Annotated in this window: 13 protein-coding genes and 1 riboswitch; of the genes, 7 read left to right on the plus strand and 6 right to left on the minus strand. The window is 44.7% G+C overall.

Annotated elements, in window-relative coordinates:
* Window positions 1-580: 580 nt before the first annotated feature.
* Window positions 581-1,912, minus strand: a complete 1,332-nt coding sequence (locus ACWYVB_RS19125; protein ID WP_041852885.1) for a cation:proton antiporter — start codon at window positions 1,910-1,912, stop codon at window positions 581-583.
* A gap of 191 nt (window positions 1,913-2,103) precedes the next feature.
* Here ACWYVB_RS19125 and metH point away from each other — a divergent pair, with 191 nt between their 5' ends.
* Window positions 2,104-5,784, plus strand: coding sequence for a methionine synthase (gene metH, locus ACWYVB_RS19130; protein ID WP_457529788.1), 3,681 nt, complete (start codon window positions 2,104-2,106; stop codon window positions 5,782-5,784).
* An 86-nt stretch (window positions 5,785-5,870) separates the two neighbouring features.
* Here metH and lysC read toward each other — a convergent pair whose 3' ends face one another.
* A complete protein-coding gene (lysC, locus tag ACWYVB_RS19135; RefSeq protein WP_042523508.1) occupies window positions 5,871-7,223 on the minus strand; it encodes a lysine-sensitive aspartokinase 3 in 1,353 nt (450 codons plus the stop codon).
* 101 nt (window positions 7,224-7,324) lie between these two features.
* Window positions 7,325-7,503, minus strand: a riboswitch (Lysine riboswitch).
* Window positions 7,504-7,723: 220 nt separating this feature from the next.
* Here lysC and ACWYVB_RS19140 point away from each other — a divergent pair.
* Complete coding sequence (locus ACWYVB_RS19140; protein ID WP_074191831.1) at window positions 7,724-8,845, plus strand: pyridoxal-phosphate-dependent aminotransferase family protein; 1,122 nt, start codon at window positions 7,724-7,726, stop codon at window positions 8,843-8,845.
* A 59-nt stretch (window positions 8,846-8,904) separates the two neighbouring features.
* On the opposite strand, the gene ACWYVB_RS19145 is transcribed toward ACWYVB_RS19140, so the two are convergent.
* From ACWYVB_RS19145 to ACWYVB_RS19160, 4 genes are all read right to left on the minus strand, one after another.
* On the minus strand, window positions 8,905-10,686 hold the full coding sequence (locus tag ACWYVB_RS19145) for a PglL family O-oligosaccharyltransferase (protein WP_395356221.1): 1,782 nt from the start codon (window positions 10,684-10,686) through the stop codon (window positions 8,905-8,907).
* Between the two features lie 67 nt (window positions 10,687-10,753).
* The gene (uvrA, locus tag ACWYVB_RS19150) at window positions 10,754-13,576 is read right to left on the minus strand and encodes an excinuclease ABC subunit UvrA (protein ID WP_457529791.1); all 2,823 of its coding nucleotides are present in this window, start codon (window positions 13,574-13,576) and stop codon (window positions 10,754-10,756) included.
* A 149-nt stretch (window positions 13,577-13,725) separates the two neighbouring features.
* A complete protein-coding gene (gene galU, locus ACWYVB_RS19155; protein ID WP_005397418.1) occupies window positions 13,726-14,598 on the minus strand; it encodes a UTP--glucose-1-phosphate uridylyltransferase GalU in 873 nt (290 codons plus the stop codon).
* Window positions 14,599-14,756: 158 nt separating this feature from the next.
* Window positions 14,757-15,401 (minus strand): LuxR C-terminal-related transcriptional regulator, encoded by a 645-nt coding sequence (locus ACWYVB_RS19160; protein WP_005397417.1) that lies wholly within the window; start codon window positions 15,399-15,401, stop codon window positions 14,757-14,759.
* A 277-nt stretch (window positions 15,402-15,678) separates the two neighbouring features.
* On the opposite strand from ACWYVB_RS19160, the gene ACWYVB_RS19165 reads away from it, so the two are divergent.
* The 5 genes from ACWYVB_RS19165 (at window position 15,679) to ACWYVB_RS19185 (ending at window position 20,902) form a co-directional block, all read left to right on the plus strand.
* Window positions 15,679-16,221, plus strand: a complete 543-nt coding sequence (locus ACWYVB_RS19165) for a single-stranded DNA-binding protein (RefSeq protein WP_164666951.1) — start codon at window positions 15,679-15,681, stop codon at window positions 16,219-16,221.
* Window positions 16,222-16,463: 242 nt separating this feature from the next.
* The gene (gene csrD, locus ACWYVB_RS19170; RefSeq protein WP_375223799.1) at window positions 16,464-18,473 is read left to right on the plus strand and encodes an RNase E specificity factor CsrD; all 2,010 of its coding nucleotides are present in this window, start codon (window positions 16,464-16,466) and stop codon (window positions 18,471-18,473) included.
* An 11-nt stretch (window positions 18,474-18,484) separates the two neighbouring features.
* On the plus strand, window positions 18,485-19,930 hold the full coding sequence (locus tag ACWYVB_RS19175; RefSeq protein WP_457529794.1) for an MSHA biogenesis protein MshI: 1,446 nt from the start codon (window positions 18,485-18,487) through the stop codon (window positions 19,928-19,930).
* Window positions 19,927-20,577 carry a type II secretion system protein GspM gene (gene gspM, locus ACWYVB_RS19180; protein WP_046873587.1) on the plus strand — a complete coding sequence of 217 codons (651 nt, stop codon included), beginning with the start codon at window positions 19,927-19,929 and terminating at the stop codon, window positions 20,575-20,577. Before ACWYVB_RS19175 ends, gspM begins: the two co-directional genes overlap by 4 nt.
* Window positions 20,570-20,902, plus strand: coding sequence for a hypothetical protein (locus ACWYVB_RS19185; RefSeq protein ID WP_046873588.1), 333 nt, complete (start codon window positions 20,570-20,572; stop codon window positions 20,900-20,902). Before gspM ends, ACWYVB_RS19185 begins: the two co-directional genes overlap by 8 nt.
* Window positions 20,903-20,908: the final 6 nt, after the last annotated feature.

Genomic DNA, 20,908 nt, shown 5'->3' on the forward strand with positions numbered 1-20,908 from the left:
GGTAGTTCAGTTGGTTAGAATACCGGCCTGTCACGCCGGGGGTCGCGGGTTCGAGTCCCGTCCACTCCGCCACTTATATTAAGCCTCAGTCGAAAGACTGGGGCTTTTTTCGTTTTGGTTACCCGGCATCCCTTAACCCTCATTTCCATCATATTGAAATCTTGTATCGAGAGATATACTCCTTTCTTTTTATGATTTCTAGGCCCTTTCATGAACGAGTTGATGCGCAGTTCTGTGTGATTTCTAGTCCGTTTGGGGGAGTGAGCTCGCAATCATCCTCAATGCTTCTTTCTCTATACAAATACAAAGTCGCTCATTGTTAAGTGTTGTAGAAGTTTAGGGAGCCTATATTGCCAAGGGAAGAGAAGTGATGATGAAAATGCTTAAACTAAAAGACTCCCTCTATGGATACTATCTATCGGCAATAGTTAGTATCTATGAAACCGTAGCGTGACGATTATTCGGATATTTAACTGTATATCAAAGAGTAACAAGCGTTTTGTTCTTGAAGGGGAGTCCGAAGATTAGATATGAAAAAGCAGCTAGATAGCTGCTTTTTCATCTATTAAGTTACGTGCCTTTAAGAGTCCACTGGCTCCGTATGCTCTGGAGTGGTTATTGCTTGGTTGTTCTCTTCCATTTTCTTCTCTTCATCTTTTGCTTTTTCAATCATTGGGGTGATTGTTGAGCCTTGAATGAGGATAGAGAAAACAACGACGGAGTAGGTCATTACAAGAATAATCTCTTTTACATCGATTAACTTATCTTGAATCACCCAAATACCTGATGGAATAGAAAGTGCCATCGCTAGTGCCAGGCCTCCGCGTAAACCGCCCCACGTCAAAATACGCACTGACCATGGATTATATTTTCTGTAACGTTTAAAGCCAATGTACGAGAGAAATACGCTTAGATAGCGAGCTGCTAGTACAAGAGGGACTGATATAGCCATCATGATCCAGTCTTCTTTGTGGAATTCAAATAGCAGCATTGACATACCGATCAGTAGGAATAACACGCCATTCAAAAACTCATCAACAAGCTCCCAAAAATGGTCAAGGTGATCTTCACTCTCTTTTGAAAAGCCAATAAAGCGTGTCCAGTTGCCAATCATAATACCGGATACAACCATCGCGAGTGGGCCTGATACATGGATGTATTCAGCAAATGCGTAACCTGCCGTTGGGACACCAATGGTAAGTAACAATTCCATTGAGTGATCGTCGGTGGCACTGATTAAGTAGTGGAATAGCAAACCGAGTACGAAACCATAAGTGATACCACCGATAGCTTCTTGGATGAAGAGTAAGGTGACACTACCTACAGTTGGTGCCTCAGTACCAAATGCAATCGTAAATAGAGTGACAAAGATAACCAAACCGAAGCCGTCATTGAAGAGCGACTCTCCTTCAATCTGGGTGGAGATACGTTTGGGAGCATCGAGCTTTTTAACTATAGCCAGTACAGCGATTGGGTCAGTTGGCGATATAAGTGCACCGAAAAGTAAGCAGTAGACTAAATCAAATTGGATGCCAATTAACTGACAGAATCCGTAGAGCGCAAACCCGATAAAGAAAGTGGAAAACAGGGTGGCTCCAAGGGCTAAAACAGTGATCTCCCACTTTTGATCTTTAAGGTTCGGGAGTTTGATGCCTAATCCACCCGCAAATAGTAAGAAGCCAAGAATGCCCTTGAGCAAGAAATCTTCAAAGTTGATCCTTGTGACCGTCTCCGTCGCAATTTCGGTGAGATGGAACCAGTTGTTTTGGCCCGCAATTAAGATTAGAAGTGAAAGCACCATTGAACCTGCGGTAATCGCAATGGTGGTTTGCATCTTTCCTATCTTGCTGTTTACAAAAGCGATTAGCATTGCAGCTGCGGATAGAAAACATAAAGTATGATAGACCGACATAGAGCTCTCTATTTGTAACATTTTATGAATGGGATTCTCGACTGATGCTGCTTAAATAGCAAACATTTTTTCGCGATTATTTTGTAAGTTAAGAAGGAGATAAAATAATCATTAATTCCACGTTTAGACGTCTAGACTCCTTAAGTTTGTGTGATAGGATGGAAAGATAACTAAAGGAATGAGGCTGTACTGTGGGAAGTAACGTAAGACAACAGATTGAAGCTCAATTGAAGCAACGTATTCTTTTGATTGATGGCGGTATGGGAACCATGATTCAGGGATACAAACTTGAAGAGCAAGACTATCGAGGAACGCGCTTTGCGGATTGGCATTGTGATCTAAAAGGTAACAACGACCTGTTGGTTCTAAGTCAGCCTCAACTTATCAAGGAAATTCACGCTGCATATTTAGAAGCGGGTGCAGATATTCTCGAAACCAACACGTTTAACGCAACAACCATTGCGATGGCTGACTACGAGATGGAAAGCCTAAGTGAAGAAATTAACTTTGCAGCTGCCAAGCTTGCACGTGAAGTTGCAGACGAATGGACCGCAAAAACACCCGATAAACCACGTTATGTCGCAGGGGTTTTAGGGCCGACAAACCGAACTTGTTCTATTTCTCCTGATGTAAATGACCCCGGATATCGAAATGTTTCTTTCGACGAGTTAGTTGAGGCTTACTCTGAATCGACTCGAGCGCTGATTAAAGGTGGTTCTGATCTTATTCTTATCGAGACCATCTTCGATACTCTTAACGCTAAGGCTTGTTCATTTGCTGTTGAAAGTGTGTTTGAAGAGATGGGTATTGAGTTACCTGTGATGATCTCGGGGACTATTACCGATGCTTCCGGTCGGACATTATCCGGTCAAACCACAGAAGCGTTTTACAACTCATTACGTCATGTTAAACCGATTTCGTTTGGTTTGAACTGTGCGCTGGGCCCAGATGAGCTTCGTCCTTATGTTGAAGAGCTCTCGCGTATATCAGAATCTTTTGTTTCCGCTCACCCAAATGCTGGGCTTCCGAATGCATTCGGCGAATACGATTTGTCGCCAGAAGATATGGCTAAGCATGTTAAAGAGTGGGCTCAAAGTGGCTTTTTAAACTTAATTGGTGGGTGTTGTGGTACAACTCCTGAGCACATTCGCCAAATGGCACTCGCGGTTGAAAATATCGCCCCTCGTAAATTACCTGATCTTCCCGTTGCTTGTCGCTTGTCTGGCTTAGAGCCGCTCGCGATTGATAAAGACTCTTTATTTATCAATGTCGGTGAGCGTACTAATGTAACCGGTTCTGCGCGTTTTAAACGCTTGATTAAAGAAGAGCTGTACGATGAAGCGCTCGATGTGGCTCGTCAACAAGTTGAAAATGGCGCTCAAATTATCGATATCAACATGGATGAAGGCATGTTGGATGCACAAGCTTGTATGGTTCGCTTTTTAAACCTTTGTGCGTCAGAACCTGAAATCTCAAAAGTACCAATCATGGTTGACTCTTCCAAGTGGGAGGTTATTGAAGCCGGTCTTAAGTGCATCCAAGGCAAAGGCATTGTTAACTCGATCTCTCTCAAAGAAGGCAAAGAGAAATTCGTTGAACAAGCTAAGTTGATCCGCCGTTACGGTGCGGCTGTGATTGTGATGGCGTTTGATGAGATAGGGCAAGCAGATACACGTGAGCGCAAAGTGGAAATTTGTACCAACGCTTACCGAATTCTCGTTGATGAAGTGGGCTTTCCACCAGAAGACATCATATTTGACCCAAACATTTTTGCCATTGCTACGGGTATCGAGGAGCATAATAACTACGCGGTGGATTTCATTGAAGCCGTTGGCGATATCAAACGTGATTTACCACACGCGATGATCTCGGGTGGTGTTTCTAACGTCTCATTTTCTTTCCGAGGGAATAACTATGTGCGTGAAGCGATTCATGCCGTATTCCTCTACCACTGCTTTAAGAATGGCATGGATATGGGGATTGTGAATGCGGGTCAGTTAGAAATCTATGACAACGTGCCTGAAACACTGCGTGAGGCTGTGGAAGATGTCGTTCTTAACCGTCGTGATGATGCCACTGAGAGGTTGTTAGATATTGCGGCGGAATATGCAGGCAAAGGAGTCGGTAAAGAGGAGGATGCCTCTGCACTTGAATGGCGAACTTGGCCTGTTGAAAAGCGTTTAGAGCACGCGCTAGTGAAAGGAATAACCGAGTTTATCGTTGATGATACCGAAGAGGCTCGTGTCAACGCTTCAAAGCCATTAGAGGTGATTGAAGGCCCACTCATGGATGGGATGAACGTCGTCGGAGACTTGTTTGGTGAAGGTAAAATGTTCCTTCCTCAGGTCGTAAAATCTGCCCGAGTGATGAAGCAAGCAGTAGCGCATCTCGAGCCCTACATCAATGCAGAAAAGCAGGTGGGACAAACAAACGGTAAGATCTTGCTAGCGACGGTCAAAGGTGATGTACACGATATCGGGAAAAATATCGTTGGCGTTGTATTGCAGTGCAATAACTACGAAATTATCGATCTTGGTGTCATGGTTCCTTGCGAAAAGATCTTAAAAGTAGCGCAAGAAGAGAACGTCGATATTATTGGTTTGTCAGGGTTGATCACGCCTTCATTAGACGAAATGGTGCATGTTGCAAAAGAAATGGAGCGTCTCGACTTTAACTTACCTCTTCTCATCGGTGGCGCAACAACGTCAAAAGCCCATACAGCAGTAAAGATTGAGCAAAATTACAAGCATCCAGTTGTTTACGTGAATAACGCCTCACGTGCAGTGGGCGTATGTACTTCTCTATTGTCAGATGAACGTCGCCCTGAATTTGTTGAAAAACTTGAAGCTGATTACGAACGAGTACGTGATCAACATAATCGAAAGAAACCGAGAACCAAACCAGTGACATTAGAAGCGGCTCGAGCGAATAAAGTTGCGATCGATTGGGAAACTTACACCCCTCCAGTGCCTGTTAAGCCTGGTATTCATATCTTCGATGATTTTGATGTTGCCACGTTACGTCAATACATTGATTGGACACCATTCTTTATGACTTGGTCACTTGTAGGTAAGTATCCAACAATTTTCCAACATGAAGAAGTCGGTGAAGAAGCAAAACGTTTATTCGAAGATGCCAACGAGTTACTTGACCGAGTTGAGCGAGAAGGCCTGTTAAAAGCGCGTGGAATGTGTGGCTTATTCCCTGCTGCGAGCGTGGGGGACGACATTGAAGTTTATGCTGATGAAACTCGTACCGACGTTGTGAAAGTACTGCGTAACTTGCGTCAACAGACTGAGAAACCAAAAGGGTTCAACTATTGTTTGTCTGACTACATCGCACCTAAAGAGTCGGGTAAACATGATTGGATAGGGGCATTTGCTGTCACTGGTGGTATTGGTGAACGAGAGCTTGCTGATGAATACAAAGCACAGGGAGATGATTACAACGCAATTATGATTCAAGCGGTGGCGGATCGCCTAGCCGAAGCGTTTGCTGAGTATTTGCATGAGCGTGTCCGTAAAGAAATTTGGGGTTATGCTGCGGATGAAGATTTATCTAACAATGATCTCATTCGTGAAAAATACCAAGGTATTCGCCCTGCGCCGGGTTATCCAGCGTGCCCTGAGCATACTGAAAAAGGACCGCTTTGGGAGCTACTTAATGTGGAAGAGAATATTGGCATGACTCTAACCTCCAGCTATGCAATGTATCCGGGCGCGTCAGTCTCTGGTTGGTATTTCTCTCATCCTGACTCACGTTACTTTGCGATCGCACAGATCCAAGAAGATCAGCTAGAGAGCTACGCCGATCGCAAAGGGTGGGATAGGATCGAGGCTGAAAAATGGTTAGGGCCAAACATTAACGGTTAAATTGATGTTTACCTCGTTCAAATGTAACAACTATTTAAACAACAAAGGGCTGCAGATACGCAGCCCTTTGTTTTATTGAGTTGAACTTACTTCTCAAACAACTCGGTGTGGAGTTTTTGTATGGCTTGTTTCGATACCGATTCATGGAGCAAGAAGCATAAGTTGTGAGGGCTAGCGCCATAACAAATCATGCGTAGGTTAAAGTCTTCTAGCGTGCCAAAAACCTGTTTCGCGTAGCCTTTACTCTCACTCATGTTGTTACCAATGAGAGCAACGAGGCATAGGTCATGTTCAACTTCTACCTTACATAACTCTTCTAACTCTTCTCGTACAGCTTGCGGCAGCTGCGGCGCGCCGCCGGATGTATCGGTTTGATCAAGTGTTAACGATACACTGATTTCAGATGTCGTGATCAAATCGACCGAGATCTTATGCTTTGCAAGGATCTCAAAGACCTTTGCTAAGAAGCCGTATGCGTGGAACATGTTGGCGCTGCGTAGCGTTACCATGGTTTGGTTACAACGCAAAGCTAGCGCACGGAACAACGGTGAGCTTTCGACTTGGTGGCGAATCCAAGTTCCCCCTTTTTCTGGCTCTTTCGATGACCCTACAAATACCGGAATGTCGTGGCGCAATGCGGGTACTAGCGTAGAAGGGTGAAGGATTTTAGCGCCAAAGTTAGCCATTTCTGAAGCTTCACTAAAGCTGATCTCGGGAATTGGTGAGGCTTTTGGCGCAATTCGCGGGTCTGTTGTGTAGATGCCCGGAACATCAGTCCATATTTCTAACCCTGCCGCTTTGACGCTCTCAGCAATTAAGGCGGCGCTGTAATCGCTGCCTCCTCGACCTAGTGTTGTTGTATTACCGGCTTCGTCAGATCCTATGAAGCCTTGAGTAACAACAACGGATTGTTGGCAAAGTGGTACGAGTTTATCTTGCGCAAGCGTCGAAATTGCTTCAATGTTTGGCTCCGCGCGACCAAAGTTGTCATCAGTACGCAGCACATCGCGGATATCAAAGCGCACAGCTTGAATGCCTCGCTCACACATTAACTGAGTTAGAATATGCGTCGACATGAGTTCGCCACATGCGACTAAATGATCGGTTAACTTCGCACTAGCTTGGATAGATGCAGCCTCGGCCAGGCTGGTTACGGTATCTAATATGCCATACACCTCGGCAGCAGTTTTCGTGCTGTCTTCGAGCTGAGTTAAAATGGCGTCATGAATGTTGGCCAGATTTTGCAGCAGCTCAGTACGGTGCGTTTGATCCTGAACACCGTTGGCGAGTTCTACCAATAGGTTGGTGACGCCAGAGCAAGCGCTGCTCACGACCAGTCGAGTATTTGGATTGTTTTCGATAATGGTGGCGCAACGACTCATTGCCTCAAAGTTAGCAACACTGGTTCCACCGAATTTAGCTACGTTAAATGCGCTCACTGCGTTCTCCCACGACTTCCTAAAAAATTGTACATCCAATGTTTAGTGAGAAAAGGAACAGAGCAAAAAGAGAGGTATTTAGAATGCTATTTGAAAAATTTACCCTCAGAAGCCCTTCATCAGACTGCGCTGATGACAGTTGATGGGATTCAGCCCAATTCAACCGACAAGTCAAATCCTGCAACTTTGACTTACCTCGGCACTACTCCCCCTCAATGATTGGTGTTGGAATTGCGGTTCCACAAATCATCTACCTGGGTAGCGCTCCTCTTCTACATAAAGCTCAAACATTGAACGGTTTTGAGGCCTTAATGTCAATCAATATTTCAACCTTTATGGTGTTTTTTATTAACGATTTTGTGACACTGGTTTGACCTCCATACTTACGGCTAATTGCTGATAGAGGAAAAATCTATTAGGGTGAAGAACCCTACACCTGAGCCATGTTATTGAATAGAACTTTTAGAATGCTCAGGATAAAAGATAATCAAGGAGCTGACATGTCGATCCAAAGCTTTATTCCGCCTCACCGTATTTTAATGGGACCTGGTCCTTCTGATATTTATCCTCAAGTGTTACAAGCACTAAGCCGTCCTACGGTAGGTCACCTTGATCCTCTGTTTATCGGTATGATGGATGAGCTCAAGCAGCTATTGAAGTATGCCTTTCAAACTGACAATGAGTTCACTATTGCGGTTTCAGCGCCAGGTAGTGCAGGGATGGAAACCTGCTTTGTAAACTTGATCGAGAAAGGCGATAAAGTGATCGTCTGCCGTAACGGTGTATTTGGTGAACGCATGCGCGAAAATGTCGTCCGTGCTGGTGGTGAAGTTGTTATCGTCGATGATGAATGGGGGACGCCTGTTTCCATTAATAAAGTCGAGCAAGCACTCGAACAGCACCCAGATACAAAAATTCTTGCTTTTGTGCATGCGGAAACCTCAACTGGTGCAGTCAGTGATGCTCAAGCATTGGGTAAGCTGGCGAAACAGCATAATGCATTATCTATTGTTGATGCGGTGACGTCACTTGGTGGTGTGCCGTTAAAAGTGGATGAATGGCAACTGGATGCGGTTTACTCTGGCAGTCAAAAATGTTTGTCATGTGTACCAGGGCTCTCACCAGTGACGTTTTCTCCTGCCGCGATTGAAAAGATTCAAGCAAGAACAACACCAGTACAGAGTTGGTTCCTCGATCAGAGTTTAGTTTTGGGGTATTGGAGTGGAGAAGGCAAGCGTAGTTACCATCATACGGCGCCAGTTAATAGCTTGTATGCGCTTCATGAAGCTTTACTGATACTGAAAAATGAAGGATTAGAAAACGCTTGGGCTCGTCACCAACTGATGCATGAAAAACTCAAAAATGGCCTACAAAAGTTAGGCTTTGAATTTGTTGTGGACGAAGCCCATCGTTTGCCGCAATTAAATGCGATTTACGTGCCTGAAGGAATTGATGAAGCAAAAGTTCGTGCTCACTTGCTAGAAACCTATAACCTAGAAATTGGTGCAGGCCTCGGGGCATTAGCTGGTAAAGCGTGGCGTATTGGCTTAATGGGTTACGGCGCTCGACCTGAAAACGTTGCACTGTGCTTAAAAGCGTTAGAAGAGTCACTCACTGAATAAAGCTATACCGCAATGAGATAAAGAAAAGCGAAGGTCATCCCTTCGCTTTTTTGTACTTATTACTCTGCACCTGAAGTGGGTGCTGGTGAGGCAGAGATTGCTTGAGAAGGTGGTCGGTAATTGACGTCACTGAAATCAATCTTCGGGAACAAAAACTGCGCTTCAGCTCTGATTTGCTCCGCTTTACTTGAGTCATCTAAGCCTTGGTAGGCCAAAATCAAATTATTATAAAATGCAGGGCGAGGCTTATCTTTGATGATTTTTAGCGACCAATCGATATAAGGCTGAATCAAGGTTGCGTCTTGTTGGTACAGCCCAATGTTTAAAAACGTGCTATAGACATCCCAATCAAACCTGTCTTTCCAAACTACAGGGTTACTGACTTGATTCAGAATATCAGGGTTAGTTGGCCTAGTGGTCTCAAACTTCGTCAATACATAGTTCGTATGCAATGCGCTTACCATGTAAAACGTAAACGTAACGGGAAGTACCAAACTAAAGACTCGCAGCAAGCTTTTGGTCACATTACTAAAGCCGACTTGTCGATAACGAGAGACGCGCTGATCGACCCAGTACAGCAGGATAACGAAGATCAACCAATGTACGAGAGAGTGGTAGAAAGGGTATTCCAGTTGTGAGTGCAATACGATAGGTATAAACAAGGCCAGCAACGCAAGACGAGTTCCGCGTTTGGCTTGATAGATTCGATACAGTACCAGTGCCATCGCTAAGAAGATGCCGAGTATTGGCAGCAAACCACCTTCTACTCCCCAGTAAAGTAGCTCGTTATGCGGATGATCCATGGCTGGCAAACCAGCTGGGTAATTCTCATTTAGGGCATGTTGACGAGCCGTATACAGCATGTACTCAGATTCAAACTTGCCATATCCATAGCCAGTAAAAGGCTTTTCAATCACCATGTCTAATGTTTGCGGAAAAGTATACGCTCGAGGAGACTCCATGTTTACTTTTTCTGCGGCTAACCCACTTCCATCAGGAAAGGCAAGATACATGACAACGACTGAGAGTGCGAGCCCAGTGACAAGCGACGTAACCCAGCGGATAAAGCGCCCTTTGGTCGCAAAGCGATACATGTATGGGATGACCAACAAAACGGCGATGACCGAGGCTAACCAACCAGTGCGTGAAGCCAACGCCACAATTAGTGGTAAGGTTAAAACTGGCACGGCATAGAGAAGATAAACATCGCTTAACTTACGGTCGTATTTGTAGGGCTGACGTGCAAGTAAATAGCTGGCAATCACCAATCCTGTCGCAAGAAAACTGGCCATTACATTAGGCTGTTGGAAAATACCATAAGGACGATTGGCCATCGTGTCGTAGCCAAACGGATTGCCTGGTTTGAGATACAGATATTGTGTCAGACCAAAAATGGCTTCGATAACAACCGCAAGGACAATGAACCATAACAGGCGTTGGCGATGTTTATTACTGAAATGAAATTGTTGTAAGACAATAAAAAACAGGACGCCACACCACAGACCAATGAGCTTGTTGGCTGCCAAACTGCTATTCGCATTTGGGTACAGAATGGGCACCGTCATGATAAGAGCACTAATGAACAAGCCGATGGTTAATTTTGAGTAACGTAGCGCTCGATTATTCGCGAGTTGGTAGCACCCAATGCCTAATGCAAAGCTAAAAGCAATCCAAGTTGTCGCATTGAAGGAAAGTGAAAGTCCTGAACCGCCGGGGTTGGGCATGAAAAAGTGCATTGCCAACACAAATAGTGTTGCCAAGGCAATGAGAAACTTGCGATTGAGGGGAACCTGTACTTTTTCGGGAGAAAGCTTTGTTCCACTTACATGTATAGTAGCCATAGTTATTGCGTTGTTTTGAATGAAAAAAGACCAGCACTTGCTGGTCTCGGTACTTTACCTGTTTTTTCTACTTCAACATAGGCTTAAGGAAGTGAGCTGTGTGCGAACCCTCGATTTGCGACACATCTTCAGGTGTGCCTTGAGCGATTATCTCGCCGCCACCCTGTCCCCCTTCAGGCCCTAGATCGATAATCCAGTCCGCAGTCTTAATGACATCTAGGTTATGCTCGATCACCACGACAGTATTTCCGTGGTCGCGAAGTCTGTGCAATACAGTGAGCAACTGCTGGATATCATGGAAGTGCAGGCCGGTTGTTGGTTCATCCAAAATGTACAAGGTTTTTCCCGTATCACGCTTGGATAGCTCTCTCGCTAGTTTCACACGCTGTGCTTCACCACCGGAGAGTGTCGTTGCCGCTTGACCTAGGCGAATGTAAGACAAGCCAACATCCATTAGAGTCTGTAGCTTACGTGCTATAGCAGGTACGGGTTCAAAGAACGTTCGGGCGTCTTCGACTGTCATTTCTAGCACTTCATCAATGGTTTTGCCTTTGTAACGAACTTCAAGTGTTTCACGGTTGTAGCGCTTACCTTTACATACATCACATGGCACATAAACGTCTGGTAGGAAATGCATTTCAACTTTAATGACACCATCACCCTGACAGGCCTCACAACGACCACCGCGTACGTTAAAGCTAAAACGTCCAGGCTTGTAACCGCGAGAACGCGACTCTTGTGTGCCTGCAAACAGTTCACGGATTGGGGTAAAGATCCCCGTATAAGTAGCAGGGTTGGAGCGAGGTGTACGACCTATTGGGCTTTGATCGATATCGATAACTTTATCGAAGTGCTCTAAACCTCTAATCGACTTATAAGGTGAAGGCTGAGCCGTTGTTGCTCCGTTGAGTTGGGTGTGGGCAATTTTAAAGAAAGTATCATTAATCAGCGTTGATTTACCTGAACCAGATACGCCTGTAATACAGCTGAATAACCCAACAGGAATAGAGAGATTAACGTTCTTAAGGTTATTACCTGTTGCGCCTAAGAGCTCAACCGTTTTTTTCGGATCACGCGGCGTGCGATCTTTCGGTACTGCTATTTCTTTAACGCCACTTAAGTACTGACCTGTCAGAGAATTCGGGTTTGCGATTATCTCTTCCATGGTGCCTTCCGCGACAACATTACCACCGTGTACGCCAGCGCCAGGACCGATATCTATGACATGATCCGCACAGCGAATAGCATCTTCATCGTGTTCTACCACGAGTACGGTATTCCCCAAATCGCGCAAATGAGTAAGCGTTTTTAATAAGCGTTCATTATCTCGCTGGTGGAGACCAATCGAAGGTTCGTCCAGAACATACATCACACCAACAAGACCCGCACCAATTTGGCTGGCTAAGCGAATACGTTGAGCTTCACCACCAGAGAGCGTTTCGGCGCTGCGAGACAGGTTCAGATAGTTCAAACCAACGTTAACCAAGAACTGCAGGCGATCGTTGATTTCCTTCATCACTTTTTCAGCGATTTGGGCGCGTTGACCCTCCAGTTTCAAGGAATGGAAGAATTCCAATGCATCAGCAATGCTGAGTTCAACAATCTCAGGCAGTGTCGTATCAGCAATAAACACGTTACGTGCTTCAAGGCGAAGACGAGTACCACCACAGCTTGAACAAGATTTAGTGGAGATGTATTTCGCAAGCTCTTCACGGACAGAGTTGGATTCTGTATCACGATAGCGACGTTCTAGTGTATTCAGAATACCTTCGAATGGATGGCGCTTAACGCGAATATCGCCACGATCGTTGATGTATTTAAACTCAATCTCAGTACGACCTGAGCCCTTTAGAATGACATCTTGCGTTTTCTTTGGCAGAGAATTAAAAGGGGCATGGAGATCAAAACCATAATGATCAGCCAATGACGTGAGCATTTGGAAGTAGTAGTAGTTCTTTTGATCCCAACCGCGAATCGCACCTTGTGCCAAGCTTAATGAATCATCTTGAATTACTCGGCTTGGATCGAAGTATTGCTGCACACCCAAACCATCACAAGTGCCACACGCACCAGCAGGGTTGTTGAATGAGAAAAGTCGCGGCTCTAACTCTTGCATGCTGTAACCACATTGTGGACAAGCGAAGTTGGCGGAGAAAATAATCTCTTCACCGTCGCCACCCATTGGCGCGACAACCGCAATTCCGCCTGATAATTCGAGCGTTGTCTCAAAAGATTCTGCTAAGCGCTGTTGCAGGTCTGGACGAACTTTAAAGCGGTCTACCACGACTTCAATGGTGTGCTTTTTATGTAGCTCTAGCGTTGGAGGATCAGATAGATCGCATGTCTCTCCATCAATACGCGCACGAATAAAGCCCTGAGCCGCCAGGTTCTCAAGCGTTTTAACATGCTCACCTTTACGCTCTTTGACAATAGGGGCCAACAGCATCATTTTGCTGCCTTCTGGCATCTCCAAAACTTTGTCCACCATTTGACTGATGGTTTGTGCGGCAAGAGGGGCATGGTGCGTTGGACAGCGTGGTTCGCCTACACGAGCATACAACAGACGCAAGTAGTCGTAGACTTCGGTAATTGTACCGACGGTTGAACGCGGGTTATGAGAAGTAGACTTCTGTTCAATAGAAATCGCGGGTGATAACCCTTCAATATGGTCGACATCGGGTTTTTCCATCAGAGACAAAAACTGACGAGCGTAGGCAGAGAGAGACTCTACGTAGCGTCGTTGGCCTTCTGCATACAATGTATCGAAAGCGAGAGAGGATTTACCGGAGCCACTTAGTCCAGTAATGACAATCAGTTTATCGCGAGGGATTGTAAGATTAATGTCTTTGAGGTTATGGGTTCGGGCACCGCGAACTTCTATTTTATCCATCGTTTTTGCTCTATGTATAACCAAGTGGGGCAAGTATTACATAGTGTGAGAAATGTGCAAAGAAAATTACTGGATAAAAAAACAGTAAAAATAAAAGCCCAACATAATGCTGGGCTTTAGAAACAATAATTTCGTACTACGACGATGCTTTATACCGCTTTTTGTGTTGCGTGTTTACCTAACTCTGAAGCTTTTTCATCTTTTAGATACAGGTTTTCAAAACAGTAGTTGGTTGCTTCGATGTAACCTTCAACACTACCACAGTCAAAGCGTTTGCCTTTGAATTTGTAAGCCAAGACACAGCCCGCTTTTGCTTGTTTAAGCAGCGCGTCAGTGATTTGAATTTCACCACCTTTACCTGGCTCTGTGTTTTCAATCAGTTCGAAAATATCAGGGGTCAGAATGTAGCGACCAATGATCGCAAGGTTGCTTGGTGCCGTGCCTTTCTCAGGTTTTTCTACCATGTCGTCTACGCGGTAGATGTCATCTTTGATCATTTCACCAGAGATAACGCCGTATTTGTGAGTCTCATCTTCTGGGACTTCTTGTACGGCAACGATAGAACAACGAAACTGTTTAAATAGCGCCACCATTTGAGCTAGCACGCCTTCTTCTTCGTTGACACAAAGGTCATCAGCAAGAACGACGGCAAATGGTTCGTCACCCACCAGTTCACGCCCGGTCAGAATCGCGTGGCCTAAGCCTTTCATCTCGCGTTGACGGATGTAAGTGAAGTTTGCAGATTCAATGATTTCACGGATATCTACCAATAGCTCTTCTTTATTGGTACCGCTAATCTGGTGTTCTAGTTCGTAGTTCTTATCAAAGTGGTCCATGATAGAGTGTTTGCCACGACCTGTCACAATACACATGCCGTTCATACCAGCTTGAATTGCTTCTTCTACGCCGTATTCAATAAGCGGTTTATTCACGACTGGCATCATCTCTTTTGGCATAGATTTCGTTGCCGGTAAGAAGCGAGTGCCATAGCCTGCAGCAGGGAACAGACATTTTTTAATCATTGGGGGAATATCCTATCTCGTTATTATCAAGAATCTGCGCATAACTTTAACACGAGAGTCGTCAATGAATCATGAATAAAGTAGGAAAAAGTGTGAGACTCAGTGCGGAAAAAAGATGAGCGACTCGTCATTTCAGTCATTAGAGTCGCGGCATCGCATCATGACATTAAGTTTTGATCTGCCCACGCGATTGCCTGAACGCGATTCTTCACTGATAGCTTTTTGAATATCTGATACAAGTGCGATTTGATGGTGAATTCACTGACAAATAATTCCTCGGCCATTTGGCTGTTTGATGCGCCAGCTTGCAAGCAACGCAGTACTTGCAGCTCGCGAATGGTTAGGTCTACCGTGGCTGGGGCAGTATGAGTATTAATGACGTTACGGTAATAGTGTAAAAGTTGACTGGTTACATTACGCGGCAGCCAGTTTTGACCGTTGACAATGCCTTTTAATCCCTCTCCAATTTGCTCTAGCGTATCTTCGGAATAGAACAGCCCCTTTAATTGACCAAATGAAAGAAGCTCATCCGTGGTCAGCCTTTTAGGGACATTGAACACAACGGTTTCAAAGTTCTTCCATACCAGCGGTAAGTTTTTGATCGATTGAACGAGTGATTTATGTTCACTGAAGTCGATCAGTAGGATTTTGTTACGATGCTGTGGCTTAGCTTCCATTAGTGCTTCGGTCGAAATCACCGGGATGCTCATATCAATGTACTTTTCGAGTGCCGCCACCTTTTTTTGCGCATTATCTTCCATACTGATCAGAAATAGCTTTCTTGCGTAAGCCGACTTTCTCACGTGTTCAAATCTCCCAGCGTTCAATAAAGGCCATAAGTTGGCATTAAAGAGAGGTTATAACCATAGCTTTACTGAATAAATGCGTTCGAATTCAAAGCTTCACGAAACGATGTCTGCAAAGCGAATCAAAAATGCTACATGCGTAAGTTGAAATGTGATTTGGGTTCTAGTAGGTGACTCATTAGATCACAATGGTATTAGACTTTAATCAAAACATTAAAGCGTGCTATTCTAATGCGCTAAAATTTTATATATCCAGAGTGAAACGGAGCACATCATGGCCAGCCGTGGAATTAACAAAGTTATTTTGGTGGGGAATCTAGGTAACGACCCTGAAATTCGTTACATGCCGAACGGCGGTGCAGTAGCAAACATTACTATTGCGACTTCTGATTCATGGCGTGATAAAGCGACTGGCGAACAGCGCGAAAAAACGGAATGGCACCGTGTTGTGTTGTTCGGCAAACTTGCGGAAGTAGCAGGTGAGTACTTGCGTAAAGGTTCTCAAGTATACATTGAAGGCCAACTGCAAACTCGTAAATGGCAAGACCAAAGCGGTCAAGATCGCTACTCAACTGAAGTCGTTGTTCAAGGCTTCAACGGCGTGATGCAAATGCTTGGCGGTCGTGGTCAAGGTGGCGGCGCACCAATGGGCGGTCAACAGCAGCAGCAAGGTGGATGGGGTCAGCCTCAACAACCAGCTCAGCAGCAGTACAATGCGCCTCAGCAACAGCAACAGCAACAACAGCAGGCTCCGCAGCAACCACAGCAGCAGTACAATGAGCCACCAATGGATTTTGACGACGATATCCCGTTCTAAATTCTGCTTATGCTTGAATCGAAAAGGCCGCGAATATCGCGGTCTTTTTTATTGTCTCTATCTAATGATCTCAAAGGCTTATCTCAGCAAGGTTAGGCGTAACAATAAAACTTATCAATGAGTGTGATGTTCTTTATGCTCCAGCCTCTCACTATCAGACGAATCCGATTGTTTGATGAACTCTTATCAAGTATAAATATTTCAATAAGGTATATGATGAATAAAAAAGGAATTTGGTATTCATGAGGTATACCCCAACTCTTAAGTTAAGCACACGGCTGGTGGCTTTTGTCACCATGATCGTCATCTGCGCCATGTTTATCTTGTTTGTCGGTGGCACCCTCTCTTTTAAACGTCTTGGGCAGGAATATCTCACCCATTATTTAGAAGGGATCGTAGAGGTGGTCGACAAGGAGATGGAAGATCCTGACGCTGCTTATTCTATGCAGCGCTGGATGCCGAAAATGCTGCAGGCTTCCAATATTGTCGAAATGACATTGTCGACCAACAATGCGGTTGTTTATCGCTTCAAAGATACTTCTCATCAAATGGAAGCGTCAGTCTTGTTTGAGACAGAATACCAACTGACTCACAATCAAGATTACACGATTCATTTTAAAGCGATCCCGCCTTACTTAGGTTACAGCTACTCAATGCAGGCGCTTTGGTCGATCACGCTTGCCGTTATCTTGATCATCTTCTGTTTAATGCGCGGCGTTGCGTGGCTTAAGGAGCAATTAGAAGGCTCTGAAATGCTCGAAGAGCGAGGCAGGATGATCCTTGCTGGTCGGGTAGAGCAGTATGCAAAAGGTGACAAAAAAGAATGGCCTTATACTGCCAGTGAAGCGCTCGATGTATTAATTGAAGAGTTACAAGATGCGCGTCAAGAGCGAAGCCGATTTGATACCTTTATTCGAACTCAAACCTTCCTTGATAAGTTAACAGGTACCGCCAATCGAGTGCTGTTTGATAGCAAACTGGAATCGGCGTTACTAGAAAGTGGGGCTCGCGGCGCCGTGTTGCTAGTACGTATTCAAGACTGGAAACTGGTTGAAGAAGAGCAAGATAAGCAAATTACGGATGAGTTTATTGTTGAAGTTGGGAGTTTATTATCCAACTTAGTTCAGCGATACCCTGATGTTGTATTTTCTCGTTATTACGATGCTGATTTTGCGTTATTTCTGCCGCATCAAAGTGCTAAAGATGTGGCTAATTTGGCATCACAATGCATTCGCCAGTTAGAAAAATTAATGCCGCCAGAGCCACTCGACCCAGACAACTGGTGCCATATAGGCATCACTACTTATAAAGAGGGTGAGCGACACAGCCAAATCATCGATGAGGCAGAGACAGCTTTGCGTAGTGCGCAACTACAAAATAACAATAATTGGAGTCGCTTCAAAAAATGGAACCACGATGAAGAAGCTCGCGGAAGTGTGAGGTGGAGAACGTTATTTGACACAGCACTTACACCAGAAAATGTGATACTCTACGCACAATCTGTGCACCCAATAAGTGACGCAACGCATAAAAAATCATTATATGAAGAGTTAACATGTCGGATTCGCGATCCTGAGAATGGCATTGTTAAAGCGTCTCGGTTTATTTCTGCGATCAGACAGGTTGGTTATGAAGCGCAAATGGATAAGTCAGTTATTAATAAATTCTTAAGAGAATTTAAGGATAATTTTGATAACTCAAGATCGTATGCGCTCAATTTGAATGTAACGCCTTTTTCTAACCGAGAGTACTTTAAATGGTTTCGTGATGAACTCTTACAGTTGTCACGTGAACAGAGAAAGTGTCTCAGTTTTGAGTTTGTTGAAGCACAATTTGTAAGACACTTAGACTTTATGCGACCAGTCGCTAAAATGCTGGCCGGTCTAGGGTGCCACTTAATGGTTGGGCAGGCTGGACGAACCATCGTCAGCACTCACTATTTAAAAGAAGTGGATATTCGTTACCTTAAACTTCATCGCAGTTTAGTAGCAAAAATCGACCAGCGACATGAGAACCAGCTATTTGTCCGCAGCATGCTAGGTGCCGCGGCAAACAGTAAAACTAAAATCATAGCAGTGGGAATTGAGAATCAAAACGAGCTCAACACGTTAATTGAGCTCGGGGTTTATGGTGGGCAAGGGCGCTACTTTTCTGCAGAGCAGCAGTTTCTTCCTCGTCCACAAGCATTGCCAAGTTCTCAATCAGAATCCCAAGTGAAATTGGGAAGACGAAATCGCTGGCGTAAAAAATAAAGATAATAATCATGGATTTCAAAGCACTACTCGACAAGCTCAAACGATCATCTGGTGGTGGTCGTTCCTGCTTTTTGGTTATTCAGCCAGACGCCGTTTATTTATCATCTTCAATAAAAAGTGGCCGCCCATACCAATTTGATATTTCTGAATCCAATTGGGAGAAAGCCGTAGAGCAAGCATTGAGCGTTGCTGCGAGTGCGTATGATTCTCTGACGGTTGTCCTTTCTCATAACTATTATCAGATGTATCAAATTGACAAACCTGTCATGCCGCGCCAAGAATGGCCTGCAGCATTACCGTTTTTGTTGAAAGAACTGATCTCTGAGCGTGCCGTTGACATCATTGCAGATGCGGTAGAGTTACCCAATTCAACCAAAGTGCAAGCTTACGTCTTATCACGAAAAATGTTGGATAAGATCGTGTTACTGGCCAGTCGCGCCCAGTTGCCATTAGAAGCTATTCTTCCTGAAGACGACATTTGGGGAGAGACCGCAGGTGAGCTAGGTAACTTCCTATTATTACAACGCAGTGTGCGTGGTCACTTCCGTATTAGCGCTTTTGTCGAAAATACTATTGCGTTCCATCGTTCGATTCGCAGTGTGACGCCACCGTTAACGGGTGTTCCGTCTAGCGAGTTACAGATGGATAGCCTCTCGTTAGAACTGCAACGTTCGATTGATTATCTTTCTTCTCAGTTGCGCCACGTGCAGCTGCATCAATTGAAAGTGTGTTGTGATGAGGAGGATGAGAGTGAGCTTGTTCAGTCTCTGAACTACCGTTTAAGCACTAAAGTCTCTCTGTTATTACCACCAGAACATGAGCTATCAGGACACGTTTTAGCAGATGCTGCTGCGGCTTCTAATACTCGACGCGTTAACTTATACCCTGATTACTTAAAGCCGAAAAAAGAGCTCCTGACACTAAGAAATATCGCGTTATCTTGGGGTGTCGCGGCTGCGGCCATTCTACTCTCTTACGGCTATGTGACTTGGCAGAGCAGTGGTTTAGAAGATGAAATTGCTATTGTAAAAAGCAAAGGCGATATCATGAAGTCAGAGCTTGAACGCTATCAAGTCAAGCTACGTAAGCATCAACCCGACAATAATAAGCTGGCAGCTAAAGCCCGCTTAGAGCGTGAAGTCAAGGCGAAGCGAGACTCGCTTAAAGCCGTCGGGAAATACGATGACTCGCAGCGCACGGGTTACTCTGGCGTGATGCAATCATTAGCTAAGCTAGGAAACCAAGAAATTTCTTTGTCCGAAATTCGAATCAATAACCATACCTTAGATCTGAAGGGACTGGCGAAAAAGCCGAGCTCAGTACCAAGTTGGGTTAACCAATTTAAAAATGAAATTAGCTTGGTTGGCCGGACGTTTGACGACGTCAAAATTGGCCGAAATGATAAGGATATTGTGACGTTTGAACTAAAAACGAGCGAGGATAAAGAGAAATGAACGAATTCTGGCTCTCATTAGAAGAGCGTTTTGGCGAAATGAGCGCGCGTGAAAAATTGCTTATCGCGCTGTGTGGTTTAGTTGTCGTGATCATGTTGCTTTTTACGCTGGTACTGGAACCAAAGCTTAACGAGATCATCAGTAATGAGAGGCAACTAAGCAATTTAAAGCAAGCCAATCAAAAGATTGAAATCGACACGCTACGTATTCAAGCGCAGCTGAAGAAAGATCCAAACGCTGAGATTGATCGCGCGATATCTAACCTGCTAACAGAAAGTCAGCACCTTTCGATGCAGCTAGCGGAGATCATCGAACACCTTATTACACCTTCGCAAATGGCTGAGCTGCTGGAAAATGTATTAGAGCAGCAAAGTGGCATTCACCTTTTGTCTTTGCAAACTTTGCCATCTGAGCCAATTACGGAAGATAAAGAAGCATCGCAATACTCTGGTTACTACGTGCACCCTGTACGCATGGAGCTGACTGGCGACTACTTTTCTATTGCCAATTATCTAAATAAGTTGGAGAGCCTTCCTGCCAGTTATTATTGGCGCAGCTTTAGTTACAAAGTCGAAGAGTACCCGAAAGCGAAGCTTGTGCTGGAAGTCTACACACTAGGATCTCGAGAGGAGTTTATTGGTGGTTAAAAAACTCATCATCTCATTGCTTGTCATGGCAGCGGCAGGAACCGCTTGGGCGAACCAAGATCCAACGGCACCACTTGGCTGGGAAAAGCCTGCGGTTGAAACGTCAGCGAAACCAAAAGCAAAACAGTACCGACTGCCTACGCTCAACAGTATTGTGTGTAAGCCAAGTACTGCTTGTGTCGCGATTATGGATAACAAGCTTGTTGAAAAAGGCGAGCTATTTAAGGGTTATCGCGTCGCGAGCATTAATAGTGAATTTGTAACTTTAAAGCGTGGTAACCGTCAGTGGGACCTAGAGCTTTTTGGTTTAAACGTAAAAAAATAATAACCA

The organism is Vibrio sp. JZG10, from assembly GCF_054064075.1.

What these genes read in the sequence shown, in the direction of transcription:
- ACWYVB_RS19125 (WP_041852885.1), bottom strand. Translation starts at nt 1,912, where the DNA reads ATGTCGGTCTATCATACTTTATGTTTTCTATCCGCAGCTGCAATGCTA.
- ACWYVB_RS19140 (WP_074191831.1), top strand. Translation starts at nt 7,724, where the DNA reads ATGTCGATCCAAAGCTTTATTCCGCCTCACCGTATTTTAATGGGACCT.
- ACWYVB_RS19145 (WP_395356221.1), bottom strand. Translation starts at nt 10,686, where the DNA reads ATGGCTACTATACATGTAAGTGGAACAAAGCTTTCTCCCGAAAAAGTA.
- uvrA (WP_457529791.1), bottom strand. Translation starts at nt 13,576, where the DNA reads ATGGATAAAATAGAAGTTCGCGGTGCCCGAACCCATAACCTCAAAGAC.
- galU (WP_005397418.1), bottom strand. Translation starts at nt 14,598, where the DNA reads ATGATTAAAAAATGTCTGTTCCCTGCTGCAGGCTATGGCACTCGCTTC.
- ACWYVB_RS19165 (WP_164666951.1), top strand. Translation starts at nt 15,679, where the DNA reads ATGGCCAGCCGTGGAATTAACAAAGTTATTTTGGTGGGGAATCTAGGT.
- csrD (WP_375223799.1), top strand. Translation starts at nt 16,464, where the DNA reads ATGAGGTATACCCCAACTCTTAAGTTAAGCACACGGCTGGTGGCTTTT.
- ACWYVB_RS19175 (WP_457529794.1), top strand. Translation starts at nt 18,485, where the DNA reads ATGGATTTCAAAGCACTACTCGACAAGCTCAAACGATCATCTGGTGGT.
- gspM (WP_046873587.1), top strand. Translation starts at nt 19,927, where the DNA reads ATGAACGAATTCTGGCTCTCATTAGAAGAGCGTTTTGGCGAAATGAGC.